This is a genomic window from Kribbella sp. NBC_01484 (assembly GCF_036227145.1).
Classification (GTDB): domain Bacteria; phylum Actinomycetota; class Actinomycetes; order Propionibacteriales; family Kribbellaceae; genus Kribbella.
The window spans coordinates 3256930-3282063 of record NZ_CP109437.1 but is presented as its reverse complement, the minus strand read 5'-3'; the positions used below and the strand labels follow the sequence as shown (position 1 = coordinate 3282063).

The window sequence follows — 25134 nt, the reverse complement described above, 5'->3', positions numbered from 1 at the left end:
TCACGGTATGCGTGCGGGTGGTGAGGCGGCGGCCGTACTCAAGCGTTTGGCGAACGGCCGCGACGATCGGCTCACCCATGTCGAGTCCGTGCCACCCCGGGTGGGGCAGACGTGTGCCTGGCCGCGCTGGGTTCCGGACGACGTGCTCAGCCAGCTCGCCGACGCCGGGATCACCGCACCCTGGACGCATCAGGTCGCCACTGCGGAAGCGGCGTACTCCGGTCGGCACGTCGTGGTCGCAACCGGCACGGCGTCGGGAAAGTCCCTCGGCTACCTGCTGCCTTCGTTCGCGACGTTGAGCATCGCGCAGGCCGCGTCACCACATCGGCGGACGGCCTCGGTCCTGTACCTGTCCCCGACCAAAGCTCTGGCGCACGACCAGCTCCGCGCGGTCTCGTCGTACACAGTGCCCGGTCTGCGCGCCACGACGCTGGACGGCGACTCGGAGCGCACCGAACGCGACTGGGCCCGCGACCACGCGACGTACGTGCTCAGCAACCCGGACATGTTGCACCGCTCGGTCCTGCCGAACCATCAGCGCTGGGCGCGCTTCCTGGGTTGCCTGCAGTACGTCGTGGTCGACGAGTGTCACCACTATCGCGGCGTCTTCGGTGCACATGTCGCCGGCGTACTGCGCCGACTGCGCCGAGTCTGCGCGCAGTACGGCGCCCATCCGATCTTCGTCTGCGCTTCGGCGACGGTGGCCGAGCCGGCGGTGTCCGGCGAGCGACTGACCGGTCTGCCGATGGTCGAGGTGGTGGAGGACGGCTCTCCCCGCGGCGGCATCTCTTTCGGCCTGTGGGAACCACCTCTGACCTCACTGCGCGGTGAGAACGGCGCTCCGGTACGGCGTTCTGCCACGGCGGAGGTGGCCGACCTACTGACCGATCTGGTCGTGTCGGGCGTGCGGACTGTGGCGTTCGTGCGCTCTCGTCGTGGCGCGGAGACAGTCGCGATGACAGCCCGGGAGAACCTGGTCGAGGTGGATCCTGCGTTGTCAGAGCAGGTGTCGGCGTACCGGGCGGGCTATCTGCCCGAGGAGCGTCGGCGACTCGAGAGCATGCTGCAGAGTGGTGAGCTCACTGGGGTCGCGGCAACCAACGCTCTGGAGTTGGGCATCGACATCGCCGGACTGGACGCCGTCCTGCTGTCAGGTTGGCCTGGCACCCGCGCGTCGTTATGGCAGCAGGCAGGGCGCGCCGGCCGAGCCGGTGGGGACGCCCTGGCCTTGCTGGTGGCCCGCGACGACCCGCTGGACACCTATCTGGTCCGTCATCCGGCTGCCATCTTCGGACGCCCGGTCGAGGCAACGGTTTTCAACCCGGAGAACCCGTATGTCCTCGGTCCGCAGCTGTGCGCCGCCGCGCAAGAGCTGCCACTCACCTCCGATGACTACGGGATCTTCGGCAGTACGACGCCATCCGTGATCGCGCAGCTCGTCCGGCAGGGCTTGCTCCGCGAACGACCGCACGGCTGGTTCTGGACGCGCCGGGAGCGGGCCGTGGATGCTATCGACATCCGATCGGCCGGTGGCAAGACAGTGCAGATCGTCGAGGACCGGACCGGTCGGCTGCTCGGCACTGTCGACGGCGGCTCCGCGCATGCCTCGGTCCACGAGGGCGCTGTCTACGTACACGCAGGTGAGTCGTATCTGGTCAGGACTCTGGACCTCGAGGAGCACGCAGCCGTCGTCGAGCCGGCGTCGCCCGACTACACCACCTTCGCCCGGGACGTCACCGAGATCAGCATCCTGGCAACCGAAGCGACCTGCACCTGGGGCACGGCGGAGTTGTCGCGCGGCTGGGTCCAGGTGACAAGCCAAGTGATCTCGTACCAACGCAAGCTGATCGCGACTGGCGACGTACTCGACGAGCAGCCCCTCGACCTGCCGGAGCGGACCCTGCGGACCAAGGCGGTCTGGTGGACCGTGCCCGACGCAGTTGTCGAGAGTCTCGGGCTGTCCGACGTACCCGGAGCGGCGCACGCGGCCGAGCACGCGTCGATCGGCCTGCTCCCGCTGTTCGCCACCTGCGACCGCTGGGACATCGGTGGCGTCTCCACCGCCCGGCACGCCGACACCGGGAGCCTCACCGTCTTCGTGTACGACGGCCACCCGGGCGGAGCCGGATTCGCCGAACACGGGTACGCCGCGGCGCGCGAGTGGTTGACCGCGACACGCGAGGCGATTGCACACTGTGAGTGCATGGACGGATGTCCGTCGTGCGTACAGTCGCCCAAGTGTGGGAACCAGAACAACCCACTCGACAAGAGCGGCGCGGTCGCGCTGCTCACCGCACTACTGAGCAGTGAGGCCTGAAGAGTCCGGCAGCCCCGGGCGGAGAGGCAGCTTGCCATGGTTGTTCTCGGGATAGTTCTGATCACGCTTGCCGTGTTGTTCGGGCTCGGAGTCTCGGTGTCGTCCACCGCCTCGACCACGCTGGAAGTGTTCGGGGTCGACTTCGGCGTCGCCGTACCGACTGTGTTCTTCCTCGGCGTGGCGGCCGGGCTGGCGCTGATGGCCGGCCTGTGGCTGACGAAGAAGGGACTCGGTCGCGGCTACCGCCGCCACAAGGAGATGCGCGAACTCCGCGCCCAGGCCGCCACTACACCGAGCGACACCGTCGGCGGCGAGATCACGGAAGGTGACGCCGGCGCCGACCAGCCGGCAGCTCTCGAGACCGCCCGCGAGGCGCCGGCCGACGAACGTCTCGCGACCGAGCAGGAGCTCGCTCCGGACCCGGGCGACACCAAACAGCCGCACTGAGAACTCTGTTGCCGAAGGCATCAACTAACGCGGCGGCGATCCCCCTCATCGCCGGATTGCTGTAATATCTCGATCACCGCACAGCCTCCGCACGGCGGACCTGCAGCGGGGTTTCGATGCCTTGCGCAACGACCTTGCCCTGGCAGTTAGTTGCCATTGGCATCAAGTTCCGTGGTCGCGCCATAACCACCGCCGACCCAGCTGTGCCTTACTGGTTGTGGCGTCAACGTCGCGTTGAGTCACGATCGGCCTTCCGGGCCACACCACCTCCTCACGGAGGATCGACCCGCAGTTCGCCCTACGCGCAAGGGGTGTCCGTCGCGGTTCCCGGAACCCGGACCGGCTCACGCCGCGGGGTCCCGACGACCTGACGCGAGCTGAGATGGCACGACCTCTGGAGGTTGTCTTGATCATCCGTAAGGTATTGAGCCGCACCGGTGTGGCAGTGCTCGCGGTCAGCGTGGCCCTGGCCACCGCCGTACCGGCGCAGGCCGCGAACCCGGTCTCCGGCGGCTCGACCGCTCCGGGCGTCGAGGTGGGCGTGGCGCAACAGATCGCCACCCGCGCCGACACGCGGTACTGCCTCACCTTCGTCGCGGCTGCCAAGGTCCCGATGGCGGTCATGATGGCGTGTGCCCCGGGCAAGGAGGGCAAGACCCAGGAGTGGATCTACACCGAGTCCGGCCGGCTGCAGGTCGCCATGAGCAAGAGCGTCGGTGGCGCCCTTGCCAAGACCGGGGCCTGCCTGGACAGCGGTGCAGACCTGGCGAAGGTTCCGGCCTCCGCTCCACTGCTGGTCCTGCCCTGCCGTAGCGGCGACGGCCAGAAGTGGACCTACGACGAGGACGCCGGCACGTTCGTGAACGCGGCCAGTGGTCTCGCCCTGACGTCTCTGCTTGGCAAGGGGAAGGCCAAGCAGGCACAACCGACCGGCAGCATGTCCACGGCCGGCACACCGATCCAGGGCTGGAGCGCACTGCCGCTGCCGGGCCTGGACATCCTGGGCGCGGTCCTGGCACTCGTGAACGCACTACTGGCCTCGCTGGGTCTGGCCCTGCCGCTGCCGATCGCGAACGCGGCTGCCAGCCTGCTCCAACTGGTTCGTCCGCAGCTCCCGATTCCGGCACAGCTGACGGTGCTGCCGAAGCAGATGATGCAGCTGGCGCAACGCTGATCCGCAGTGGATCCTCAGCCAGACGGAGGACAGCCGGCCCCGACGATGTCGGGGCCGGCTGTTTCTCACTCCTTCGCGATCGACGCTGCGTTCAGTTGTCCTGGTGATCTCGTCGGGGGTGGAGCGGTGCTCGGGGTGATTCCGGGATCCCCGCTGCTTGCGCGTCAGCGGGAGCTCGGCGGGATCGTCACCGGCCCACCAGCCCGGTCGCGGCCGTCACCAGCCGGCCAGGCGGGTCACCACCAGCACCAGTGGTGGCAATGCCTGAGCACATCGTCGAGAAGGCAGGCAACTCCGTGAAGCAGCCCCATGTCGTTCACCTCCGATCCACTGAACCGATCGGCAAGACCGTACCGCCACTGCTCACTTTCTGTATCTACTCAACTACCTGTTGCCACACAACCTTGAGCATCCTTTAACTCTTCCGCAACGCGTGCCGCGGACTTCCAGGTTGACAGTTCGCGCTTGGTTGCCTACAGCCCCTGGCAAACGTTCGCCCCAGGGTTGGGAAAAAGTCTTCACATAATCGCCAAGGAGTGCCAATCTTTGACCGGCACTCTTGCTGGACCACTTTTCGCTAGGAGCCCCCCAGATGCGATCACTCACGCGGTTGACCACCGCAGGCGTCCTCGGCGCCGCGGCCCTTGCCCTGCTCACCGGCTGCCTCGGCTCGTCCGACGCCGGCAGCGGCGATCAGGACGCGAACCGGAACTCCGAGGCCAAGAAGGTCGAGCTGACGATCGGCTCGAACTCGGTCAAGGGCGGCAAGAGCAGCGCCGGCGCCACCTTCCTCGAGGACGTGCTGATCCCGAAGTTCGTCGCCGATCAGAAGGGCAAGGGCGTCGACGTCACGGTCAAGTTCCAGGGTGACGGCTCCGACGACGAGGTCTACAAGCAGAAGCTGTCGCTCGACCTGTCGAACAAGTCCGGTCCGGACCTGTTCCAGATCGACGGCATCTGGGTCGGCGAGTTCGCTCAGGCCGGGTACATCAAGCCGCTCACCGACACCGTCGGCGACACGGCCAAGGTCGACGACTGGGACGGCTGGAAGCAGATCCCGGAGGCGGTGCAGCAGCTCGGCAGCTTCGAGGGCAAGCGGTACGGCGTTCCCGGTGGCACCGACGGCCGGGTGCTGTTCTTCAACAAGAAGCTGTTCCAGCAGGCCGGCCTCCCCGCCGACTGGCAGCCGAAGTCTTGGGACGACATCATCACCGCCGGCCAGGCACTGAAGAAGCTGACCGGCGTCACCCCGATCCAGATCAACGCCGGGACGGCGATGGGCGAGGCGACCACGATGCAGGGCGTTCTGCCGCTCCTGGTCGGCACCGGCGCCACCGTGAACACCGACGGCAAGTGGCTGGGCGACACCCCGCAGCTGCGCCAGGTGCTGGACTTCTACCACCAGATCTACAGCACCGGTCTCGGTGACCCCGTGCTCCAGCGCGAGGCCAAGGGCCGGGACAAGTCGTTCGCCGAGTTCGCGGCGAACAAGGTCGGCATCCTGCTGGAGAGCGACTACTTCTGGCGCAGCGTCGTGGAGCCGAAGGCGGGCGTCGCCAAGATGGCCGACCGCGACACTGCTGTCGGCTACGCGCTGATCCCGGCCAGCAAGCCGGGCGGCGGCGTCAAGGGCCAGGACTTCGTCTCGATGTCCGGCGGCGGCGCGACCGTGATCAACCCGAACACCAAGTTCCCGCAGCAGGCCTGGGAGCTCCTGCAGTTCATGAACTCCGCGGACATGGTGAAGGCCTCGCTGGACGGCGCCGCGAAGATCACCCAGCGCAACGACGTCAACAGCGAGGTGCTCGCCGGCGACCCGATGCTGAACTTCGTCGCCACCAAGGTCCTGCCGATCACGCAGTTCCGGCCCGGACTGGCGGAGTACCCGAAGATCTCGGCCGCGCTGCAGCAGTCGACCGCTGACGTGGTCGGCGGCAAGACGACCGACGCGGCGGCGACGGCGTACCAGAAGGCCGTCGAGACCGCGGCCGGCAGCAAGGACAAGGTCACCAGCAACTGATGACTTCCGCTTCCGCACCCGTGCCGGGCGATCCGGTCCGGGAACGCGGTCCGGCAGCCCGCCGGGGCCCCGCTCGTGATGTGGCGGGGCTCGGCGTCGGCCGGGCCTTCGGCTTCGTCGCTCCGGCCCTGCTGCTGGTCGGCGCGTTCCTGGTCTTCCCGGCGGTCTGGACCATCTACATCGGGCTCACCAACTACCGGCTGACCGGTGTCGAGGCCGTGTCGCCGTCGATGGTCGGGCTGTCCAACTACACCAAGGCGCTCAACGACGCGCTCTTCCACAACGCCTTGTGGCTGACGATGTTGTTCGTCCTCGGCTCCGCGATCATCGGGCAGAACATCCTCGGCTTCACGCTGGCCTGGGTGATGCGCCGTACCCGGCCGGCCGTTCGCCGTACCGTCGAGGCCTTCGTGCTGCTGGCCTGGATCCTGCCGTCGACGGTGGTCGCGTACCTGTGGGTCGCGTTCTTCGACCGCGACGGCGGCACGCTCAACAGCGTCCTCGGTACGCCGGGGACCGCATGGCTGATCGACTACCCGATGGCGTGCCTGGTGTTCTTCAACACCTGGCGCGGCACGGCGTTCTCGATGATGCTCTACTCCTCCGCGCTGCAGGCGGTCCCGCCGTCGCAACTGGAGTCGGCGCGGATGGTCGGTGCATCCGGCTGGCAGACGCTGCGGGACGTGGTGTTCCCGCACATCCGCGGGCACGTGCTGACGAACACGCTGCTGATCTCGCTGTGGACGGCGAACGACTTCTCGCCGTTCCTGCTCACCAAGGGCGGGCCGAACCACGAGTCCGAGACGGTGCCGGTCTACATCTACAACGTGGCCCTGCAGGGCGGCGAGCTCGGGTACTCCTCGGCCATCTCGTTCCTGCTGCTGATCGCGAACCTGCTGGTCTCGCTCATCTACCTCCGACTGTTGAGGAGGCGCTCGTGAGTACGCGTGCCGCGGCGCTCACGCCGGCGTTCGTCGTACGGCGGATCGGCTTCTACGTGCTGATCTGCGCGATCACGCTGTTCTTCGCCGTACCCATGCTGTGGATCGCGTCGGCGCCGTTCGACAAGAACCCCGGTCTCGGCGTGCGCTGGCCGGACTGGACGCTGGAAAACGTCCGCAAGACGCTCGACCATCCGTACGCGATGCACTCGATGGTCAACTCGCTGCTGATCTGCGTGACGACGGCGGTGGCGGTGACCGCCTTCGCCGCGCTGGCCAGCTATGCGTTGTCGCGCGTCCGTCTCCCCGGCCGGGACGCGTTGCTGTACGGGCTGTTGCTGCTGTCCTCGGTCGTCACCGGGACCGCCGCGATGGTGCCGATCTTCGTGATGATGTTCCAGCTCGGGCTGATCGACTCCCGGTTCGGCGTCGCGCTGGTGATGACCGGCGGGCTGTTGCCGGCGGCAATCTTCATCCTGAAGGACTTCGTCGACGCGGTGCCGAAGTCCTACGAGGAGTCGGCCCGCGTGTTCGGCGCGTCCACGGGACAGATCCTGCGGGACGTCGTACTGCCGGTGGCGCGACCCGGCCTGGCCACCATCATGGTCTGGGCGTTCGTGAACTCCTGGGGCAACTTCCTGGTGCCCTTCCTGCTCATCCGGTCGATCGACAAGCAGCCCGGTGCGGTGCTGATGCAGACCCTCACCGACGAGGGCGGCAGCGTGAACCTGCAGGTGCTGCCGGTCTTCTCGCTGCTGTTCTCGATCCCGGTCGTCGTGCTGTACCTGCTGGTGAACTCGCGGTATGGGTTCCGCTTCCATGGAGGGATCAAGAGCTGATGGCGGGCATCGACATCGAAGGCCTGGCGACCGTCTACCCGAACGGCGTGCGCGCCGTCGACGGGCTGGACCTGCACGTGGCCCACGGCGAGTTCTTCGCGCTGCTCGGCCCGTCCGGCTGCGGCAAGACCACGCTGCTGCGGACGATCGCCGGACTGGAGGCTGCGACCGAGGGCACGGTCCGGATCGACTCGGCCGACGTGACCCGGACCGAGCCAGGCAAGCGCGGCGTGGCGATGGTCTTCCAGGACTACGCGCTCTTCCCGCACATGAATGTGGCGGAGAACATCACCTACCCCCTGAAGGTACGACGGGTCGCCGTCGCTACTCGTACGGCGACAGCGGAGCGGACCGCTGGTGCGCTGTCGCTGCAAGGACTGCTGGAGCGCAAGCCAGGCCAGTTGTCGGGCGGACAGCAGCAGCGGGTCGCATTGGCCCGCGCCATCGCCTCCCAAGGCAAGGTGCTGCTCTTGGATGAGCCGCTGTCGAACCTCGACGCTCGGCTGCGGCTGGAGGCGCGCACCTTCCTCAAGAAGCTGCAGCGCGATCTGGGCATCACCACCGTCTTCGTCACCCACGACCAGGCCGAGGCGCTCGCGCTGGCCGACCGGATCGCGGTGATGGAGTCCGGCAAGCTGCGGCAACTCGGTTCGCCGCGCGAGGTCTTCGCCCGTCCGGCCAACACCTTCGTCGCCAACTTCATCGGCTCCACCCCGATGAACCTTCTCCCCGGCAAGGTCGCCGCGGGTTCCTCGGGCACCAACGGCTCGTCCGCCGCCGAGGGCTCGGTCACGGTCGCCGGCGGATCGTTGCCCGCGACAGCCTTCTCGGCCCCCGCCGGCGCGGAGGTGACCGTGGGCATCCGCCCCGAGTACCTCACCATCGCGACGGGCGACGTCACCGGCCCGGTCCTGCGCGGCACAGTCGTCGTGGCCGAGAACCTGGGCACCCAGTCCCTGGTCAGCGTCGACTGCGACGGCACCCTGGTCGGCGTGACCGTCCCGGAAGAAGACGAGCCGTCCCCCGGCGCAACCGTCGTCCTCACCGCCCCGGCCTCCCGAGTCCTCCTGTACGACAAGGAGTCCGGCGACCTCCTAGCCCGCCAACCAGCCCCCGTGCCCTCATGACCGACAACCTCCCGACGGTTACCGTCGACTGATGGCTGTCACGTCGTACCGCCGCGTCTGGACCCTCGACGACCGCGCCGAGTCGGTCTATCACTCGTTGCCCGTCGACATCCCGGCCGGTTGCCCGGGCCTACTCGTCACGCTCACCGTCCCGCCGATCGAAGGCGCGGTCATCGACATCGGGTGCGAAGGTGCGGCCGGTTGGCGTGGTTGGTCCGGCGGCGCGCGCCAGACGTTCGCCATCACACCGTCCGCGGCGACGCCCGGCTACGTCCCCGGGGAACTCGAGCCCGGCACCTGGTGGGTCGTCCTCGGCCTCCATCGCATCCCAGTCGAAGGCGTCGAACTCATCGTCGAAGCCGTGACCGGCCCCGTCGACACCGTGCCGGGCCTAGCGGAGTACGCCGACGCCGACGCGGCGATCGCCGTACCCGCAAGACCGCCACGACGGTCGCTGCCCGCAGCGCCAGGGCTGAAGTGGGTCGCGGGCGACTTCCACGCACACTCTCTCCACTCTGACGGCTCGACCCCGATCGCGAACCTCGCCGCCCTCGGCGTCACCGCCGGCCTGGACGTGCTGGCGGTCACCGATCACAACACCGTCGCGCATCACCTCGAACTGCCGTCGCTCAGCAAACTCTTCGGAATCGGCCTGATCCCCGGCCAAGAGGTGACAACCGACACCGGCCACGCGAACGCCTTCGGCGACATCGGCGTCATCGACTTCCGTCAGCCCGCCGCCACCTGGGTCTCCGAGGTCGCGCGCCGTGGCGGCCTGCTCTCGATCAACCACCCACTGGGCGGCGACTGCTCTTGGCGCCACCCACTCCCGGAACACCCACCACTCGCCGAAATCTGGCACTCGTCCTGGCTGGACCACACCTGGGGCGGTCCCATCGCCTGGTGGCAGGCATGGGGCCTGGAGAGCACAACGCCAATCGGCGGTAGCGACTGGCACAACCCAACCTCACTCACCCCACCCGGCACCCCGACCACCTGGATAGCCGTAGACGCCGCAGCCGAAGGCCCCGACGAACTGCCGCTCGCGGTCCTAGCGGGCCTAGCCGCCGGCCGCACAGCCCTCTCCTGGTCCTACACGGCCCCAGTCCTAGTCCGCACCGACAACGAACTGGTCGCCCTGGACGCCCCCAACACCCTCGTCATCTCCCCCAACGGCACCCGCCACCCCATCCACACCTCCCGCCAATCCATCCCAGCCACCCCGGGCCCCCACCTCCTCGTAACCCACACCGGCCAATTCCTCTCCACCTGCGCCTAACCCCACCCCACCTGCGCCGCCGGCCTCCCCCGCCTACACCTCGCGACCCCGCGGTCTCCCGCCCCATCTGCGGCTGCCCGCCTCCGCCTGACGTGTCCGAGGCCGTGCCTCCACCCGAGCCTGCCCAAGGTCCGACCTTCGCCTGTGACCGTTTGAGACGGCGGAGGGGCAGACTGAGCTGATGACAACCGCACACCGTCAGGTGATCGTCGTCGACGCCGCGAACGTGATCGGCTCCCGCCCCGACGGCTGGTGGCGCGACCGCCCTGGCGCAGCCCGTCGCCTCCTGACGAAACTCGCCGTACTCCAGCAACACCTCGACGACACCGACATCATCGTGATCCTCGAAGGCGCCGCCCGAGCCGCGGTCTCCGGCCCCGACGCCCCCGACACCGGCGAACTGAGTGTCGTCCTCGCCCCCGGCTCCGGCGACGACACCATCGCGGCCATCACCGCCGAGTCCGCCGCCCAACCAAACACCCCGGAAGTCACCGTAGTAACGGCCGACCGAGGCCTCCGCCAACGTATAGAACCCACCGGCGCCACCCCAGTAGGCACCCGCTGGCTCCTAGACCAACTCGACTAACACAGGTCGTGAAGCCGTGACCATCGCATTCCAGAACGTCGTCTTCGCCGACCCCGCCGGCCACCCCTTCTGCCTGTAGCCACCCCCCGCCAACCGCTCGGATCAACCGTGCGCGGGTGGATCAGTCGAGGAGCCAGCCGTTGTGTTCGGCTATTTGGATGGCGTCGGAGCGGGTGCGGGCGCCGGTCTTTCCGATGGCCGACCAGAGTCGGGTACGCACTACGCGCTCGGAGACGTCGAGCTTTCGTGCCATCAAGGCGACCGAGCCCCCATCGCGGGCTGCCCGGAGCGTGTCGGTCTCGTCTTCGTTGAGCGGGGTCTCGGAGTACCTGAGTGTCTCGGCCGCCAGGTTTGCGTCGACCACGCGCAGGCCGAGGTGCACCCGTCGTACCGCATCTGCCAACTGCGGAGCCGGACTTCCCTTCAGTGCGAAACCCTTCGCCCCGGCATCGAGACCACGTCGCAGGTGCACCGGGCGCCCGTACGTCGTCAGCATGACGACCCGGCATTCCGGCATCGAAGTACGCAACCTGGTGGTCACGGTGATGCTGTCGTTCCCCGGGCCGGCGGCGTCGAGCAGCGCGACGTTCGCCCGATGCCGTTTCGCGGCACTCACCACGTCGTCGCTTCGGTTGAGCTCGGCAACGATCTCCAGATCGCGCTCACGCTCCAAACCGCTGCGCAGCAAGCCGCGGCTGAGGATCTGGTCATCGACCAGCAGCAGCCGGATCCGGTCGGGCAAACGGACCTCCGAGGTAACCGTCCGGGCGCCGGGGAAGTACGTCCGGGAGGAATGAGCAGGGACTCGGTTCCAGATCATGAAGCCCGGTCCCACGCCCCGTCCACATCAACGCGGCATCTCTACCAGATTGCGACCAGATCGCGACCCCACCAGAACCACCCCAACCCACCACATCCCCACAACCTCCGACCACGCAGTCTCCCAAGCACCAAAGCGCAGCCAACCCGAACGGACCCGCTACCCCATCAACTCTGCAAGCCGACGATAGCCGCAGGCGCGGACGGAGGAGCCCACCGACGGGAGGGGCGCAGATGCAGGAGGCCACCAGCAGAGGAGTGCGGACGGAGGGTTATGGGATGGCCGGGGTGGTTTGGGTGGCGTGGTGGGTAGGGACGGGGTGCGGTAGGCGGGGGCGGAGGTTGAGGTAGACGAGTAGGGCGGTAGCGAGGAGCAGGGTTGCGGCTACAGAGAGGGCGAGGTGCATTCCGGTCAGTTGGGTGGCCTGGGTGGCGGCGATCGCGCTGAGGACTGGTGTGCCGACGGTGCAGGCCACCTCTTGAGTCATTGAGGTCAGGCCGGTCGCCAGACCCTGCTCGCTGTCCGCGACCCCCGACGTGCCGATCACCGAGTAGGCGACCATCGCGGCGACGTGACCGAAGAAGCCGATGAACAGCGCGGGGACCAGGATCACCAGCGCGATCCGATGAGCTCCCAGGAACGCCAGCGGCAGCGTCGCGATCCCCTGGAGCGCCATGCTCACGGCCACGACCCGCCGGCCCCCGAAGCGTCCGATGATTCGCCCGGCCAGGACTCCGGCGGCCACAGACGCCACGCCTGGCACCCCGAACACGATGCCGGTCGTCAACGGTGAGAGCTTCAGCGTCTGCTGCAGGTACAGCGTCGTCAGGAAGATCATCCCGGTCACCATGGAACACGTCACCAACCCGGCCACGTTGCCCCACGTCACCGATGGCCGCTTGAGGATGCGCAGTGGCACGAGCGGCGCCGACGTTCGCAGCTCGATCGCGGCGAACGCAGCCAGCAGCAGTACGCCGACAACCGCAGATCGAACGCTCCCCTCGATCACCGCATAGACCACGGCCATCAGCCCGCCAGTTACGGTCACTGCTCCAGCCACATCCAGCCTTGCCCGAACTGCCACCGAGCTCTCCTTGACCACGAACGGGCCGAGCACCAGCACGGCCACCGCAGCCGGAACGTTGATGAAGAACGCCGCCCGCCAGCCAAACAGGCTGACAAGGGTTCCGCCCACCAACGCACCCACGGCGAACCCGGCCGACCCCAGGGCACCTCTCAGTCCGAGGACCCGCTCACGCCGCGCACCCTCCGCAAATGTCGTCGTCAGCAGCGACAGCGCGGCGGGTAGCGCCATCGCAGTAGCGAGCCCCTGCAACGCCCTCGCGGTCAGAAGGATCTCGGCACTGCCTGCGAAACCGCCGAGCAACGACGCTCCAGCCAGCAGAACCATGCCGGCCAGGAAGAACCTCCGCCGACCGTACAGATCGCCCAGCCGGCCGAACAGGAGCGTGAAGCCGGCCGCCGGCAACGCGAACGCCGACGAGATCCACGGCAACCCCTCAGGCCCCAGTCCGACGCCCGCCCCAGCCTCGGGCAGCGCCACATTCAGGATCGAGAAGTCGACCGACAACATGAACCCGGCACCCAGCAGGACCAGCAAAACCAGCTGTTCCCGAGTGCTGAACCGCACCCCAACCCCGCCAGCCATCACAACCTCCGACTATTTAGCAACTGATTGGTTGCTACTTTATAGCAACTGATTGGTTGCGTCAAAGATCGGGCGTCCTGCGCCGATGGCGGCAGGTCAGAGGGGGCCGGCTCGCGCAGTGGTGGTGAGTGTCGGGTGGGTGAAGGGCAGGCGCAGGTCGAGGGCTACCTGGATGGTTACTGAGGTGGGCGTGGGGTGGCAGGCGACCAGATCGACCTTCTGGAGCGCTGCTATTCGAGCCGCGATGGCGCAGGGAATCGTGCGGTCCAGCGCGGAGGAGCTGGAGGTGCTCAGGTCTGGGCCGGGGAGGTCTGACGCCGTGCGCGCTCCGGTGATGTCGAAGGTGGTTGCGCCTGAGGCCGTCGTACTCGCGTCAGTGGCGGCTGGATTGGCTAGGGATTGGGCGGCGCTCAAGGCTGTTAGGTCTGCTGCGGTCGCCAGCTTGTGGCGGGCTGTGGAGATTGTGGACCAGAGGATGGCGGCGGCTAGGGCTGTTAGGAGCAGTACGGCGGCGAAGAGGGAGTGGAGGGTGGCGCTGCCTTTCTCGTTGCGGGTCATGGGGATTCTTCCTGGCTGGGTTCGGACTCGAGGGTGGCGTGTGCGGTGAGGTGGGCGGGGGCTAGGGCTGAGAGGAGTGGGGGGTTGTGGGTTGGGACGGCTGTGACTGTTACGTGGATGTCGGGACCTTCGCGCGAGATGGTGATGCTGCCGGTGGGGATGGTGCGGTGGCCGATGGCCTTGGCTTGGTCGGGAGGTTCGCCTCGGGCTACTGCGCGGGCTACGTCTCGGGCGGCGTCGATGCATTGGATGTTGAGGATGACGAGGCCGATCGACCAGATGCCTAAGAGGAGAAGGGAAAGCAGGACTGGGAGTGTGATCGCGAGCTCAGCGGTGACAGCACCGCGCTCGGACGGTTTGGGTTGCCTGGTGGGATCGCTGTGGTCGGTTGGGTTGGGTTGGGCTGTGGGGACAAGGTGATTTGGGGTGGCGGGGGCTGGGGCTCTGGTGGAGGGCATCTGGGGCTCCTTGGGGCGGCCGGTCGGGTTGAGGGGTGGACTCGACCGGCCGCCTGGTGGCTGGGCGGGTTAGAGCTGGACGCCTTCTACGCCGGCCAGTTTGAGGGCGTAGTTGATGAGCGCTTTGAGGGCGTTGAGCATCACGTCGGACTTGAGGAGTGCGACGAGGATGCCGCCGAAGCCGCAGGCGGCTACGACGCTGACGGCGTACTCGGCGGTGGCGGCGCCGCGCTGGGTGCGGGCGCGGGTGTGGAGATGGTTGCGGACGGCTACTAGTGCCTTGGACATCTGATACCTCCGGGGGTGCGAAGCGGCTTGTCCGGATCGCTTACTGACAACATGCCGTTGCCGGACGGCCTTTTTTTGAAGGAGTTTCGGGGCTGTGGATGACGCACTTTCAGGGGTTGAGCAGGTACGGGACGAGGGCGTCGGCGATGGTGGGGACGATGGAGAGAAGGACGAAGGCCGGCAGGAAGCAGAGGCCTAGCGGGAGGGCGGAGCGGGACTCTGCGGCGCGGGCTCGTTGATCGGCTGCGTGATGGTGCGTTTGGCGGGTGTCGTCGGCTAGGTGTTCGAGGGTCTTAGAGAGCGGTGCGCCTGAGCGGATTGAGCGGTCGATTGCTCGGGCGACGGATGAACAGGCTGGTTCGGAACGTAGGTGGGACCACGCGTCGGCCGGGTCTGCGCCTAGGGCGAGGTGGTGGGCGACCTTGGTGAAGAGGTCGGCCAGTGGGCCGGGGACGGCGGTTGCGACGAGGCTGAGGGCTTGTTGGGGTGGGCGGCCTGCTCGGAGGCAGGCGGTGAGGAGGTCTACGGCTAGTGGGAGGTCGCGGGTGATCCGGGCTGTGCGTTGTCTGGTGGCGGTTGGTTCGAGGCGGGAGAGGGCGCGAGGGATTGTGTAGAAGGCGAGGGCCGCAGGTATGGCGCCCCATGGGAGGCCGATGAGCAGGAGTGCGCCGATGGCCGTGGTGACTGCTGCTAGCCGATGGGCTCGGGGTGTTCGGGGTCGGGTGGAACGCGGCGGCGTGGTCAGGCGGCGGAGGTTGGGATGGGGTGGGGTCAGCAGGTAGGTGGTGATCGCCACAGCTGCGGCTGCGGAGAAGGTCGCGGGCATGAAGAACCTCGGAGACAGGTGAGGGTGAGGGGGAATCTCGGACGCGCGAGTTGTTAGGTGGGGGTGTCGGAGAGGCGGGTTGTCCAGTGGAGGCCTAGGGCGGTGAGGGTTAGGCCGGTGGTTAGGCAGAGCCAGCCGGTGGGGGTGGCAGTGAGGAAGGTCAGGGGGTTGGCGCCTAGGGAGTAGCCGAGGGCAATGCCGAAGACGGGGAGGGCGGCGAGGATGCGGGCGGTGGAGCGGGCCCCTGCGAGGCTGGCCTCGGTTTGGCGGTGGATGGCTTCGTCGGCGCGGAGGGAGTCGGCGAGGCGTTCGGTCAGGGCGGCGAAGGCGGCTCCGGATTCTTCGGCTACGCGCCAGGCTGCGGCCAATGCGCGGAGGCCGGCGGCGCCGGGTGATTCGGCTGCGAGTTCTAGGGCGCCGGGGACATCGCCGCCGAGTTTGGCTGCTGCGTGCGGGACGTGGAAGTCGGGGCTGATGGATGCGGCGCCCTCCAAGGCGTCGACCGGTGGGCGGCCGGCGGTCAGGTCGGCTGCTAGTACGTCGAGGGCTTCGATGATCTGAGTACGGCGGGCTGCGGCTGTTGTACGGCGTCGGTGTTGGGCTCGTTGTACGGCGACCAGGGCGGCGACCACGGCGATCGCGATGGTCGAGACCAGGATCTGTGCGCCGAGGGTGAGGAGGGTGGCCGCGGCGATGGACGCGACCAGCCAAAGGCGGCTCGGCGAGGGTAGTCGCGTCAGTCGGCGGCCGTCCGGTCTGATTCGGCGTACGTCCGGTTTGTCTCGGCGTGGCGGCGGGTCGGTGAGGCGGTGTAGGCCGCGGCCTGGTTTCGGCAGGATCAGGGCGCTGGCGAGGAACACAAGTAACCCTGAAACCACGGCGCTGCTCATGCCGCACCGCTCAGACCGGGCTGAACTTGGCTGGTGAAGAGCTGGGCTGGAGGGAGGAGGGTGATGGTGCCGTTGGGGTGGAATTGGACGGCGGGATGGGTGGTGACGGTGCCGGTCGGGTGACGGGTGAGGGTTTGGATTTCGGTGATTCGGCGGGTGCCGTCGGGAGTTCGGGCCAGGTGGATTACGGCGTGGAGGGCTGAGGCGAGTTGGCTGTGGAGGGCTTCGCGGGTCAGGCCGGCCAGGGCGCCCAGGGCTTCCAGGCGGGCTGGTACGTCGGACGCGGAGTTGGCGTGGATTGTGCCGCAGCCGCCTTCATGGCCGGTGTTGAGGGCGGTCAATAGGTCGACTACTTCGGGGCCGCGGACCTCGCCTACTACGAGGCGGTCTGGGCGCATGCGGAGGGCTTGGCGGACCAGGTCGCGGAGGGAGATCTCGCCGGTGCCTTCGATATTGGGAGGGCGTGCTTCCAGGCGCACGACGTGGGGGTGGTCTGGGCGGAGTTCGCTTGCGTCCTCGACGAGGATGAGGCGCTCTGATGGGTCTGCCAAGGAGAGGAGGGAGTTGAGCAGGGTTGTCTTGCCGGTGCCGGTGCCGCCGCTGATGAGGAACGCCAGGCGGGAATTGAGCAGGTCGCGGAGTATCGGCGTACCGGCTGGTGGGAGGGCGCCGGCGGTGACGAGGTTGTCGAGGGTGAAGACGTGGCGGGAGGGGACGCGGAGCGACAGGCAGGTGCCGGGGGCGGCTACCGGTGCCAGTACGGCGTGGAAGCGGGTGCCGTCGGAGAGTCGGACGTCGACGTATGGCGTGGCGTCGTCCAGCCGGCGGCCTGCGGCGGCGGCCAGGCGGGTGGCCAGCCGGCGGATGGCAGGTTCGTCGCCAGTGCGGACGAAGACGCGTTCCAGGCCGTGGCCGCGGTCTATGTAGACCTCATCGGGGCCGTTGACGAGGATGTCGGTGATGCCTGGCTCGGCGAGCAAGGTGTCGAGGGGGCCGGCGCCGAGGGCCTCGCGGCGGAGGGCGGTGACTACTGCGAGGACCATTGCGTCGCCGCAGATGGTGCCGTCGGCGCGGAGGGCGGCTGCTACGTGGGCGGGAGTTGGTTTGGCGCCGGTCAGGGCGAGCGAGCCGCGGACACGGTCGAGGAGCTCGGGCGAGACGGAGGCGCCGTCGAGAGCCGAGATGGATCTGCCGTGGAGCGTGTTGGGGGTGGGGTGTGCGTTCATGCGGTTTCCGATCCGAGTGGCTCCGGCAAGCGGGTCATCAGGCTGCGGTTGATTCGGGGGTGGGGAAGAGGTCGAGGATCTGGGTGGCGGCTCGGCACAGGGGGCCTCGGGGGTGGGGGTCGAAGCGGCCTTGGTCCATCGAGACCGGGAGGTCGCGTTCGGGCGTCACTTTTGTTGCTAAGGGCAAGGAGAGGTGGGTGGCAACATCGGTGGCCGAGAGGCCGTGGGGGCGGCGGGATTCCCGGGCCACCACTCGGAGGTCGCCGGCTACGGCGCGGAGAGGGCCGACCAAGCGCTTGGCTGCAGCGACGGAGCGGACGTCGCAGGGCACGACGAGGAGGGTTGCCGCCGCACGGATGAAGCCCTCCTCGACGGCGGGATCCGCACGGCGGGGAAGGTCGACCACGACCAGATCGCTGCTGCGTTGGGCGGCGCCGATCACCGAGCTCATCGTGTCGGGTGGCAGGGCGGTCACGTCGGACTGATCCCAGGACAGGACGGCCAGTCCGTCGACTGAGGGCAACGCGGAGCGTAGGGCGGCGGCGCTGACACGGCCTGAGGCGTTGAGGAGCTTGGGCCAGCGGTCGCCGGGATCACGTTCGATGCCGAGGGCGAGCTCGATGCCACCGCCCAGGGGATCGCCGTCGATGAGCATCGTGCGGAGGCCGCGCCGGTTGCCGAAGACCGCGACGGCCGACGCGAGCGTGGTGGCACCCGCTCCCCCACAGCCGCCGACGAAGGCGAGAGTGAGAGCTGTCCGGACCGCTCCGTCCACCGCGTCCGCGAGCTTGCCGGCGAGCGCGGATTCGTCGTCGGGCAGGCGGAACACCCCGTCCGCGCCGACGTCGAAGGCGCAGCGATAGAGCTCGTCACCGTCCAGCGCGGAGCCCACCATGACGACACCCGGCCGGGGCGCAGGCTGGGCGCGCGCCAGTGGCTCGGCCAGGTCTCGCCCGACCACGACCAGCGAGCAGGAGTGCCAGCTCCGGCGCAGGCCGATCAGGTCGGGCTCGACCAGGGGTGTGATCGCGGCTGCCGCCGACAGCCTGAGCAGGTCGTCGAGCAGGATTTCGTTGGTAGTTGCCAAGAGCACCGATGTGGGAGGTGAATTCGTGTCCATGCCTTAGAAGATGCCGTTGCCGGACCCACTTCGCGCGTCCCACCGGAATCCCTGTGGACAAAGGGTTGTCGGGTTTCCGTCAGCAGCGGGAACCCGCCACGACAAGGCGGCGACCAACCCGCCGGGAACGGTTACGGTTCCTTTCGAAGCGTCTTTAACTAAATTTCACCGGACCGCTTCCGTCCCACGCTCCGGAGGACCCGCCCATGAGTCGACTGCGCATGCTCGCCGCTACGGCCACCGTCGCCGCCACCGCCCTGATCGCCGCCGCCGGCGTCTCGCTGGCAACCCCAGAAGCACGCACCGCCACGGCTGCGACGAGCGGCGGTGTGAAGACGGCGTACTTCACCCAGTGGGGGATCTACGCCAACGCGTTCTATCCGAAGAACCTGGTCACCGCCGGTGTGGCCGGCAAACTGGACTTCCTCAACTACGCGTTCGCCAACGTCCACCCGACCGACCACACCTGCTTCATGGCCAACAAGGCCGCCTCGCAGGACGAGAACAACCCGAACGCCGGTGACCTCGCCGGTGACGCGTTCGCCGACTACGGCAAGTCGTATGGCGCGGACATCAGCGTCGACGGGGTCGGTGACGTCTGGAACCAGCCGATCCAGGGCAACTTCAACCAGTTGAGGAAGCTCAAGGCGAAGTACCCGAACCTGAAGATCCTGATCTCGATCGGCGGCTGGACGTACTCGAAGTACTTCTCCGACGCCGCCTCCACCGACGCCACGCGCAAGGCCTTCGTCAGCTCCTGCGTGAACATGTTCCTCAAGGGTGACCTGCCGGTGGTCGACGGCTTCGGCGGCCCCGGTACGGCGGCCGGCATCTTCGACGGCATCGACATCGACTGGGAGTACCCGGGCTCGCCGAACGGTCACGTCGGCAACCACTACAGCGCCGCCGACAAGCAGAACTTCACCCTGTTGCTGGCCGAACTGCGTGCCCAGCTTGATGCCTATGGCAACCAGACCGGCAAGCGCTACTACCTGACCGCGGCCACTCCGGCCGGGCAGGACAAGATCGCCACGATCGAGACGAACAAGATCGGGCAGTACCTCGACTACAACAACGTGATGTCGTACGACATGCACGGCGGCTGGGAGGCCACCGGGCCGACCAACTTCCAGGACCCGCTCTACACCGCTCCCAATGACCCGAGCAATCCGATCCCACCGGGCTCGGGCAAGTACTCCGTCGACGCCGCGGTCAAGGCGTGGACGACTGGTGACCCGGCGTACGGCATCCCCGGCGGGTTCCCGGCCGGCAAGCTCACCATCGGCTATCCCTTCTACTACCGGGGATGGAAGGGTGTTCCGAGCACAGCCAACGGCAAGTACCAGACCGCGACCGGACCGGCCGACGGACACGCGCTGAGTGGCAACGTGCCGGGTGTCTCGTTCTACAAGGAGCTCACCGGCTTCGTCGACAACCCGTCCATGTCGTACTTCGACGACGCCACCAAGTCCTCGTGGTTCTACAGCAACGGCACGTTCTGGTCCGGTGACAACGCCCAGTCGATCAAGGCCAAGGCCGACTACCAGCACTGCAACGGACTGGGCGGCGCGATGATGTACTCCCTCGAGGCGCTGGACCCGAACGTCACGCTCTTCAACGCCGTCGTCAACTCGGTCAACGCCGAGACCCCAGGCTGCAGCGGCCCGCCGACCACACCGCCGACCACGCCTCCCACCACGCCCCCGACAACACCGCCCACCACTCCACCGACCACGCCCCCGACCACCCCTCCCACCACACCGCCGACGACGCCTCCCACGGCCACCCCGTGGGCGCCGAACACGACCTATGCGACCGGTGCGCTGGTGACCTACAACGGCGTCACCTACAAGTGCATCCAGGGTCACACCTCCCTGACCGGCTGGGAGCCACCGAACGTCCCCGCACTCTGGGGCCGGGTCTGATCACGTACCGCCCACTGATCGGAGCATCATGAAACGCATCTCTCTGGCCATAGCGGCCATCACCGCAGTGGTTGTCGCACTGCTGACAGCACAGGCGGCGAACGCGGCAGGAGTCACCGCAGCCTTCACCAAAGTGTCGGACTGGGGCAGTGGCTTCGAAGGCAAGGTGACCGTCACCAACGGCACCACCAGCTCACTGAGCACCTGGTCCGTCGCACTGGACTTCCCGTCCGGTTACACCGTGAGCAGCGCGTGGGACGCCACCCACACGAGCAGCGGCCAGACCCACACCTTCACCCCGCCCAGCTGGGCGGGACCGCTCGCACCGGGCGCTTCGGTCAGCTTCGGGTTCAACGGCAGCCCGGGGAACTTCCCCGGCCTCGCTGCCTGCCGGCTCAACGGCGGCTCCTGCTCGGGCGGCGGTGGCGGGACAGTCCCCGGCGCACCGACAGGCCTCGCGGGTACGGCGTCCTCGAGCTCGGTGAGCCTCAGTTGGTCGGCGACGTCCGGCGCGACCAGCTACAGCGTCTACCGCAACGGCACGAAGGTCGGCAGCCCGACCGGTACGTCGTACACGGACTCCGGGCTCAGCGCGAACACGACGTACAGCTATCAGGTCAGCGCGTCCAACAGCGCCGGAGAAGGTCCGAAGAGCGGCAGCATCTCGGTCAAGACCACGACAGGTGGTGGCGGCAACACGGGCAGCGCGAAGGCAGCGCCGTACCTGTACATGGGCTGGGGAGACCCACCGAGCCCGACCACCGTGATGAACGCCACCGGCATCAAGTGGTTCACCATGGCCTTCATCCTGTCGTCCGGTGGCTGCAACCCGGCCTGGGACGGCTCGAGGCCGCTGCAAGGCAGTGCGGACGCGAACGCGATCGCGGCGATCCACGCGGCCGGCGGTGACGTCGTACCGTCGATCGGCGGCTGGCAGGGCAACAAGCTCGGCCCGAACTGCGGTACGCCGGAAGCACTCGCCGGCGCGTACCAGCAGGTGATCAGCGCCTACGGCCTGAAGGCGATCGACATCGACATCGAGAACACCGACGAGTTCGAGAACGAGGCGGTCCAGGACCGGATCCTGAGCGCGCTGAAGATCGTCAAGCAGAATAACCCGGGGATCCAGACGATCCTCACCTTCGGCACCTCGACGACCGGCCCGAACTACTACGGCAACCGGCTGATCGAGCGCTCCGCGGCGCTCGGCGCGAACATCGACATCTTCACGCTGATGCCGTTCGACTTCGGCAGCTCGAACATCTACAACGACACGGTCGGCGCGTCGCAGGGGCTGAACAACAAGCTCAAGGCGACCTTCGGCTGGAGCACCGCGGAGGCCTACGCCCACCAGGGCATCTCCGGGATGAACGGTCTGTCGGACCAGCAGGAGATGACCACGACGGCGACCTGGCAGAACATCACCAACTGGGCCAAGAGCAACGGGCTCGGCCGGCTGGCGTTCTGGTCGGTGAACCGCGACCGCGGCTGTGCCGGCGGCGGTGTGGTCTCCAACTGCAGCGGCATCGCGCAGCCCGACTGGGAGTTCACCCGCATCACGGCAGGGTTCTAACTGGTACGGCGCCGCACGGGAAACCGTGCGGCGCCATCAGCCGGCCTTGATCGCGTCTACGATGAGGCCGTTGCGGGCGTTCTGCCCGAGCGGCATAGAGGGGTGCAGGCCGTCGCGGAGGTATCTGGCCAGGCGGTTCGGCTTGGCCGCCAGATGCTCGGCCCAGTGCACGATCCGGAGGTTCTCGTACCGGCGCTGCGCTTCCGCGAGCTGCAGGTTGATCCAGGCGCTGTTGCGCTGGTCGGAGACCTGCACGCCGGGCCCGTGCGCCGTCCGGGCCGCCTGCACGTTGACCCAGTAGACCGTCCGCTCGTCGCCGACGATCTGCATCGTCCGGTCGACCTGAGCGGCGACCGCGGGCGGCGTGAAGATGTCGTTGGACCCGACCGACATCAGGATCCGGTGGGGCAGGCCATAGTCCTGCGCCCAGGTGTCCAGGGCGTCGACCGCCGGGGTCACCGGCCGGCCGGCCCAGTTGTGCACGGCGACGCTGATGCCGAGCTGGGACAACTGCCTGGCCAGCGGAGGCCCGTCCTGGACGCCGATGCTGTCGCCGAACATGAAGACGCCGTCGTTCTCCCGCGTCTTGCGGACCTGCGCCTCGCTCGAGATCGCGCGCGCCTGCTGCTCCCAGGCGCCGAGAACGCCCGACCCGTAGTTGCCCAGCGAGGTCAGTCCCGTCACCGACTCGGCCGACGCCGAAGCGGCCGCGACTGTCGACGCCGCGGCCGCCGTACCGGCCGCGAACAGCAGTCGCCGGCTCGGCCGGAACGAACTGAGACTCTTCCTCACGGAGGAAAGCGTGCGGTGGAAAGGCCTCTGACTGCAAGTCGACACCGGGAAAATTGGACGAACGCTACGGAAGTCGCTGTCGGGGAAGTCAGGTGGACGTCACCGGCCGGGAGCGGACGAATGTCCGGAATCGCTCGGCCGCCGGGGTCAGCTGGGTCCGCAGCCGCCAAGCCATGCCGATCTCGCGACGAGCCTGGACACCGGCCAGCGGCACGGACACGGCTCCACTGTCATTCCCACGGACGGCCCCGGACGGCAGGACGGCCACTCCAAGGCCGGCACCGACCAGACTGTCGATCGTCGCCAGGTCGGTCGCTTCGAAGGCCAGCCGCGGCGTGAAGCCGGCCGCTCGGCACAGCTCCTCACTGATGCGGCGGAACCCGAACCCCGGCCGCAGCCCGATGAACGGCTCGTCCGCCGCCGCGGCCAGCTCCACCCGCCGCCGCGCCGCCAGCGGGTGCCCCGGCGGGACGTGCAGGCACAGCCGCTGCTGCTCCAGCAGATGCCAGCCGAACACCTCCGGGTCCGGTCGTGGCGCGATGATGCCGATCTCGGCCTCGCCGCTCTCCAGGTCCTGGACGATGTCGTGCGCCGGCTCCTGCCGCAGCGCGAACCCGACACTCGGCGCAACCTCGCGGAACGCCTTCAGCAGATCCGGCACCAGGCTGGTCGCGACCGAGTGCAGGAACCCCAACCGGACAGTCCCCGACTCCGGATCGAGCAGCGCGTCGATCCGCTGCCGCGCAGCGTCGACCGCCGCCGTCCCAGCCTGGGCCGCTTCCAGCACGAGCCGCCCGTACGGATTCAGTCGCACGCCCCGGTGCTCGCGCTCGAACAACTGCACCCCGAAGGCGCTCTCGACCCGCCGGAGCGCGCGGGACAGATTCGGCTGACTCGTCCCGAGGGTCGCCGCCGCCTCGGTCAGATGCTCGGTCTCCGCGAGTACGGCGAACCACCGCAGGTCCTCGACATGCATGCCGAAAGTGTATCGATTACTGCCGAGATCGACATTTCACGTATCGCACAAGCTGTGCGACCGTCGAGGACATGCACAAGTCCGCCGCCCTCGAGCCCGGGTACCTGCCCGGTGATCCGGAGTACCGCAGACTTTCCATCGCTCTCTTCGCGGCCGGACTGGCGACCTTCGCACTGCTGTACAGCACACAGCCGCTGCTCCCCGAGCTGGTCGACGCATTCCACGTCTCCCCCAGCCAGAGCGCCTTCACCGTGTCGCTCGCCACGCTCGGGCTCGGCATCGCACTCCTGATCGCCGGTCCGGCCTCCGAGGTGATCGGCCGCACCACACTGATTCGCTGGTCGGTCGCTGCGACTTCTGGGTTCGCCCTGCTCAGCGCGGTGGCACCGACGTGGCACACTCTGCTCCTGCTCCGCGGTCTGCAGGGCGTCGCAATGGCTGGGCTGCCGGCGGTCGCCATGGCGTATCTGCGGGAAGAGGTGCATACGGACAGCCATGCGCGCGCCAGCGGCCTCTACATCGCCGGGACGGCCGTCGGCGGGATGGCGGGCCGCCTCATCGCTGGAGGCTTAGCGGATATCGCTGGGTGGCGATTCGCGGTCGGTGGCATCGCGATGGTCGGGGTCGTGTGCGCCGCACTGGTCTGGCTCCTGCTCCCCGCTTCGCGGAACTTCCGTCGAAGCTCCGGACGCGTGAGCATCTGGCCGGTACTGCGGGATCCGGCGTTGCTCGCGCTGTACGGCATCGCCGCGACCGCGGTCGGCGCATTCGTCGCCGTCTACAACGGAGCCGTGTTCCGGCTGTCCGGAGCGCCGTACCACCTGAGTGCCGGAGCGGCCGGGCTGGTCTTCTGCGTCTATCTGCTCGGGTCCGCCGGCTCAGCCACCGCGGGGTCGCTCGCAGACCGCTTCGGGCGACGTGCGGTCGTACCGGTCGGCTGCCTGATCACGCTGGCCGGTGTGGCGGTCACTCTTGCCGCGCCGCTGCCGCTCATCGTGCTCGGTCTCGCACTGATGACCGCTGGCTTCTTCGCGGTCCATGGTGTGGCCAGCGGCTGGGTCCCCGCCCGGGCACACGCCAGCGGCGGTGGCACAGGCCAGGCGTCCAGCATGTACCTCTTCTCCTTCTACCTGGGCTCATCTGTCTTCGGAGGTCTGGCGGGTACGGCGTGGAGCCGCGCAGGCTGGAACGGAGTCGCCCTCGAGGCCGGAGTGCTGTTCCTGGCGACGCTGGTGCTCGCCGTACTGCTGAAGAACGTCCCCAGCAGGGTGCGAAACTGATCA

23 protein-coding genes are annotated in these 25134 nt (G+C 68.1%); 12 read left to right on the top strand and 11 right to left on the bottom strand.

Features of this window, described 5'->3' with window-relative positions; genetic code table 11:
* The first annotated feature begins 7 nt into the window (after nucleotides 1-7).
* The 9 genes from OG555_RS16215 to OG555_RS16175 all read left to right on the top strand — a co-directional run bounded on the left by OG555_RS16215 (nucleotide 8) and on the right by OG555_RS16175 (nucleotide 10730).
* Nucleotides 8-2317, top strand: coding sequence for a DEAD/DEAH box helicase (locus tag OG555_RS16215; RefSeq protein ID WP_329483723.1), 2310 nt, complete (start codon nucleotides 8-10; stop codon nucleotides 2315-2317).
* 36 nt (nucleotides 2318-2353) lie between these two features.
* Nucleotides 2354-2764 carry a hypothetical protein gene (locus OG555_RS16210; protein WP_329483722.1) on the top strand — a complete coding sequence of 137 codons (411 nt, stop codon included), beginning with the start codon at nucleotides 2354-2356 and terminating at the stop codon, nucleotides 2762-2764.
* 406 nt (nucleotides 2765-3170) lie between these two features.
* Nucleotides 3171-3938: a hypothetical protein gene (locus tag OG555_RS16205; RefSeq protein ID WP_329483721.1), complete on the top strand. Its 768-nt coding sequence runs from the start codon at nucleotides 3171-3173 to the stop codon at nucleotides 3936-3938.
* A 592-nt stretch (nucleotides 3939-4530) separates the two neighbouring features.
* Complete coding sequence (locus OG555_RS16200; protein WP_329483720.1) at nucleotides 4531-5958, top strand: extracellular solute-binding protein; 1428 nt, start codon at nucleotides 4531-4533, stop codon at nucleotides 5956-5958.
* Nucleotides 5958-6899, top strand: a complete 942-nt coding sequence (locus tag OG555_RS16195) for a carbohydrate ABC transporter permease (protein WP_329483719.1) — start codon at nucleotides 5958-5960, stop codon at nucleotides 6897-6899. The genes OG555_RS16200 and OG555_RS16195 overlap by 1 nt, the downstream gene beginning before the upstream one ends.
* The gene (locus OG555_RS16190; RefSeq protein WP_329483718.1) at nucleotides 6896-7738 is read left to right on the top strand and encodes a carbohydrate ABC transporter permease; all 843 of its coding nucleotides are present in this window, start codon (nucleotides 6896-6898) and stop codon (nucleotides 7736-7738) included. Before OG555_RS16195 ends, OG555_RS16190 begins: the two co-directional genes overlap by 4 nt.
* On the top strand, nucleotides 7738-8865 hold the full coding sequence (locus OG555_RS16185; RefSeq protein ID WP_329483717.1) for an ABC transporter ATP-binding protein: 1128 nt from the start codon (nucleotides 7738-7740) through the stop codon (nucleotides 8863-8865). Before OG555_RS16190 ends, OG555_RS16185 begins: the two co-directional genes overlap by 1 nt.
* A 31-nt stretch (nucleotides 8866-8896) precedes the next feature.
* Nucleotides 8897-10144: a CehA/McbA family metallohydrolase gene (locus OG555_RS16180; protein ID WP_329483716.1), complete on the top strand. Its 1248-nt coding sequence runs from the start codon at nucleotides 8897-8899 to the stop codon at nucleotides 10142-10144.
* 181 nt (nucleotides 10145-10325) lie between these two features.
* On the top strand, nucleotides 10326-10730 hold the full coding sequence (locus OG555_RS16175; protein WP_329483715.1) for a hypothetical protein: 405 nt from the start codon (nucleotides 10326-10328) through the stop codon (nucleotides 10728-10730).
* Nucleotides 10731-10851: 121 nt separating this feature from the next.
* On the opposite strand, the gene OG555_RS16170 is transcribed toward OG555_RS16175, so the two are convergent.
* From OG555_RS16170 to ssd, 9 genes are all read right to left on the bottom strand, one after another.
* Nucleotides 10852-11550 (bottom strand): response regulator, encoded by a 699-nt coding sequence (locus tag OG555_RS16170; RefSeq protein WP_442914505.1) that lies wholly within the window; start codon nucleotides 11548-11550, stop codon nucleotides 10852-10854.
* 271 nt (nucleotides 11551-11821) lie between these two features.
* Nucleotides 11822-13219 (bottom strand): MFS transporter, encoded by a 1398-nt coding sequence (locus tag OG555_RS16165; protein WP_329483714.1) that lies wholly within the window; start codon nucleotides 13217-13219, stop codon nucleotides 11822-11824.
* Between the two features lie 96 nt (nucleotides 13220-13315).
* Nucleotides 13316-13777, bottom strand: coding sequence for a pilus assembly protein TadG-related protein (locus tag OG555_RS16160; protein ID WP_329483713.1), 462 nt, complete (start codon nucleotides 13775-13777; stop codon nucleotides 13316-13318).
* Nucleotides 13774-14235 carry a TadE family type IV pilus minor pilin gene (locus OG555_RS42845; protein ID WP_442914504.1) on the bottom strand — a complete coding sequence of 154 codons (462 nt, stop codon included), beginning with the start codon at nucleotides 14233-14235 and terminating at the stop codon, nucleotides 13774-13776. Before OG555_RS42845 ends, OG555_RS16160 begins: the two co-directional genes overlap by 4 nt.
* 69 nt (nucleotides 14236-14304) lie before the next feature.
* Nucleotides 14305-14523 (bottom strand): DUF4244 domain-containing protein, encoded by a 219-nt coding sequence (locus OG555_RS16155; RefSeq protein WP_329483712.1) that lies wholly within the window; start codon nucleotides 14521-14523, stop codon nucleotides 14305-14307.
* A gap of 109 nt (nucleotides 14524-14632) precedes the next feature.
* Nucleotides 14633-15349 (bottom strand): type II secretion system F family protein, encoded by a 717-nt coding sequence (locus tag OG555_RS16150; protein WP_329483711.1) that lies wholly within the window; start codon nucleotides 15347-15349, stop codon nucleotides 14633-14635.
* Between the two features lie 53 nt (nucleotides 15350-15402).
* Entirely contained in the window at nucleotides 15403-16239 is an 837-nt protein-coding gene (locus OG555_RS16145) for a type II secretion system F family protein (protein WP_329483710.1), read from the bottom strand.
* Nucleotides 16236-17465 (bottom strand): TadA family conjugal transfer-associated ATPase, encoded by a 1230-nt coding sequence (locus OG555_RS16140; protein ID WP_329483709.1) that lies wholly within the window; start codon nucleotides 17463-17465, stop codon nucleotides 16236-16238. Before OG555_RS16140 ends, OG555_RS16145 begins: the two co-directional genes overlap by 4 nt.
* A gap of 37 nt (nucleotides 17466-17502) precedes the next feature.
* The gene (gene ssd / locus OG555_RS16135) at nucleotides 17503-18585 is read right to left on the bottom strand and encodes a septum site-determining protein Ssd (protein ID WP_329483708.1); all 1083 of its coding nucleotides are present in this window, start codon (nucleotides 18583-18585) and stop codon (nucleotides 17503-17505) included.
* A gap of 206 nt (nucleotides 18586-18791) precedes the next feature.
* On the opposite strand from ssd, the gene OG555_RS16130 reads away from it, so the two are divergent.
* Together OG555_RS16130 and OG555_RS16125 are read left to right on the top strand one after the other, a co-directional pair.
* On the top strand, nucleotides 18792-20510 hold the full coding sequence (locus OG555_RS16130) for a glycosyl hydrolase family 18 protein (protein WP_329483707.1): 1719 nt from the start codon (nucleotides 18792-18794) through the stop codon (nucleotides 20508-20510).
* Nucleotides 20511-20538: 28 nt separating this feature from the next.
* Nucleotides 20539-22083 (top strand): glycoside hydrolase family 18 protein, encoded by a 1545-nt coding sequence (locus OG555_RS16125; RefSeq protein ID WP_329483706.1) that lies wholly within the window; start codon nucleotides 20539-20541, stop codon nucleotides 22081-22083.
* 36 nt (nucleotides 22084-22119) lie between these two features.
* On the opposite strand, the gene OG555_RS16120 is transcribed toward OG555_RS16125, so the two are convergent.
* Both OG555_RS16120 and OG555_RS16115 read right to left on the bottom strand, forming a co-directional pair.
* On the bottom strand, nucleotides 22120-22875 hold the full coding sequence (locus OG555_RS16120) for a hypothetical protein (protein ID WP_329483705.1): 756 nt from the start codon (nucleotides 22873-22875) through the stop codon (nucleotides 22120-22122).
* Nucleotides 22876-22963: 88 nt separating this feature from the next.
* Nucleotides 22964-23851 carry a LysR family transcriptional regulator gene (locus tag OG555_RS16115; RefSeq protein WP_329483704.1) on the bottom strand — a complete coding sequence of 296 codons (888 nt, stop codon included), beginning with the start codon at nucleotides 23849-23851 and terminating at the stop codon, nucleotides 22964-22966.
* Nucleotides 23852-23922: 71 nt separating this feature from the next.
* On the opposite strand from OG555_RS16115, the gene OG555_RS16110 reads away from it, so the two are divergent.
* Nucleotides 23923-25131, top strand: coding sequence for an MFS transporter (locus OG555_RS16110; protein WP_329483703.1), 1209 nt, complete (start codon nucleotides 23923-23925; stop codon nucleotides 25129-25131).
* The last annotated feature ends 3 nt before the right edge of the window (nucleotides 25132-25134 follow it).

Bases quoted from the DNA above. Each gene is read 5' to 3' on its own strand.
- OG555_RS16125 (WP_329483706.1), top strand. From the start codon at position 20,539: ATGAAACGCATCTCTCTGGCCATAGCGGCCATCACCGCAGTGGTTGTC.
- OG555_RS16175 (WP_329483715.1), top strand. From the start codon at position 10,326: ATGACAACCGCACACCGTCAGGTGATCGTCGTCGACGCCGCGAACGTG.
- OG555_RS16195 (WP_329483719.1), top strand. From the start codon at position 5,958: ATGACTTCCGCTTCCGCACCCGTGCCGGGCGATCCGGTCCGGGAACGC.
- OG555_RS16170 (WP_442914505.1), bottom strand. From the start codon at position 11,550: ATGATCTGGAACCGAGTCCCTGCTCATTCCTCCCGGACGTACTTCCCC.
- OG555_RS16160 (WP_329483713.1), bottom strand. From the start codon at position 13,777: ATGACCCGCAACGAGAAAGGCAGCGCCACCCTCCACTCCCTCTTCGCC.
- OG555_RS16180 (WP_329483716.1), top strand. From the start codon at position 8,897: ATGGCTGTCACGTCGTACCGCCGCGTCTGGACCCTCGACGACCGCGCC.
- OG555_RS16140 (WP_329483709.1), bottom strand. From the start codon at position 17,465: ATGAACGCACACCCCACCCCCAACACGCTCCACGGCAGATCCATCTCG.
- OG555_RS16215 (WP_329483723.1), top strand. From the start codon at position 8: ATGCGTGCGGGTGGTGAGGCGGCGGCCGTACTCAAGCGTTTGGCGAAC.
- OG555_RS42845 (WP_442914504.1), bottom strand. From the start codon at position 14,235: ATGCCCTCCACCAGAGCCCCAGCCCCCGCCACCCCAAATCACCTTGTC.
- OG555_RS16145 (WP_329483710.1), bottom strand. From the start codon at position 16,239: ATGAGCAGCGCCGTGGTTTCAGGGTTACTTGTGTTCCTCGCCAGCGCC.
- OG555_RS16115 (WP_329483704.1), bottom strand. From the start codon at position 23,851: ATGCATGTCGAGGACCTGCGGTGGTTCGCCGTACTCGCGGAGACCGAG.
- OG555_RS16130 (WP_329483707.1), top strand. From the start codon at position 18,792: ATGAGTCGACTGCGCATGCTCGCCGCTACGGCCACCGTCGCCGCCACC.
- OG555_RS16155 (WP_329483712.1), bottom strand. From the start codon at position 14,523: ATGTCCAAGGCACTAGTAGCCGTCCGCAACCATCTCCACACCCGCGCC.
- OG555_RS16150 (WP_329483711.1), bottom strand. From the start codon at position 15,349: ATGCCCGCGACCTTCTCCGCAGCCGCAGCTGTGGCGATCACCACCTAC.
- OG555_RS16110 (WP_329483703.1), top strand. From the start codon at position 23,923: ATGCACAAGTCCGCCGCCCTCGAGCCCGGGTACCTGCCCGGTGATCCG.
- OG555_RS16200 (WP_329483720.1), top strand. From the start codon at position 4,531: ATGCGATCACTCACGCGGTTGACCACCGCAGGCGTCCTCGGCGCCGCG.
- OG555_RS16165 (WP_329483714.1), bottom strand. From the start codon at position 13,219: ATGGCTGGCGGGGTTGGGGTGCGGTTCAGCACTCGGGAACAGCTGGTT.
- OG555_RS16185 (WP_329483717.1), top strand. From the start codon at position 7,738: ATGGCGGGCATCGACATCGAAGGCCTGGCGACCGTCTACCCGAACGGC.
- OG555_RS16210 (WP_329483722.1), top strand. From the start codon at position 2,354: ATGGTTGTTCTCGGGATAGTTCTGATCACGCTTGCCGTGTTGTTCGGG.
- ssd (WP_329483708.1), bottom strand. From the start codon at position 18,585: ATGGACACGAATTCACCTCCCACATCGGTGCTCTTGGCAACTACCAAC.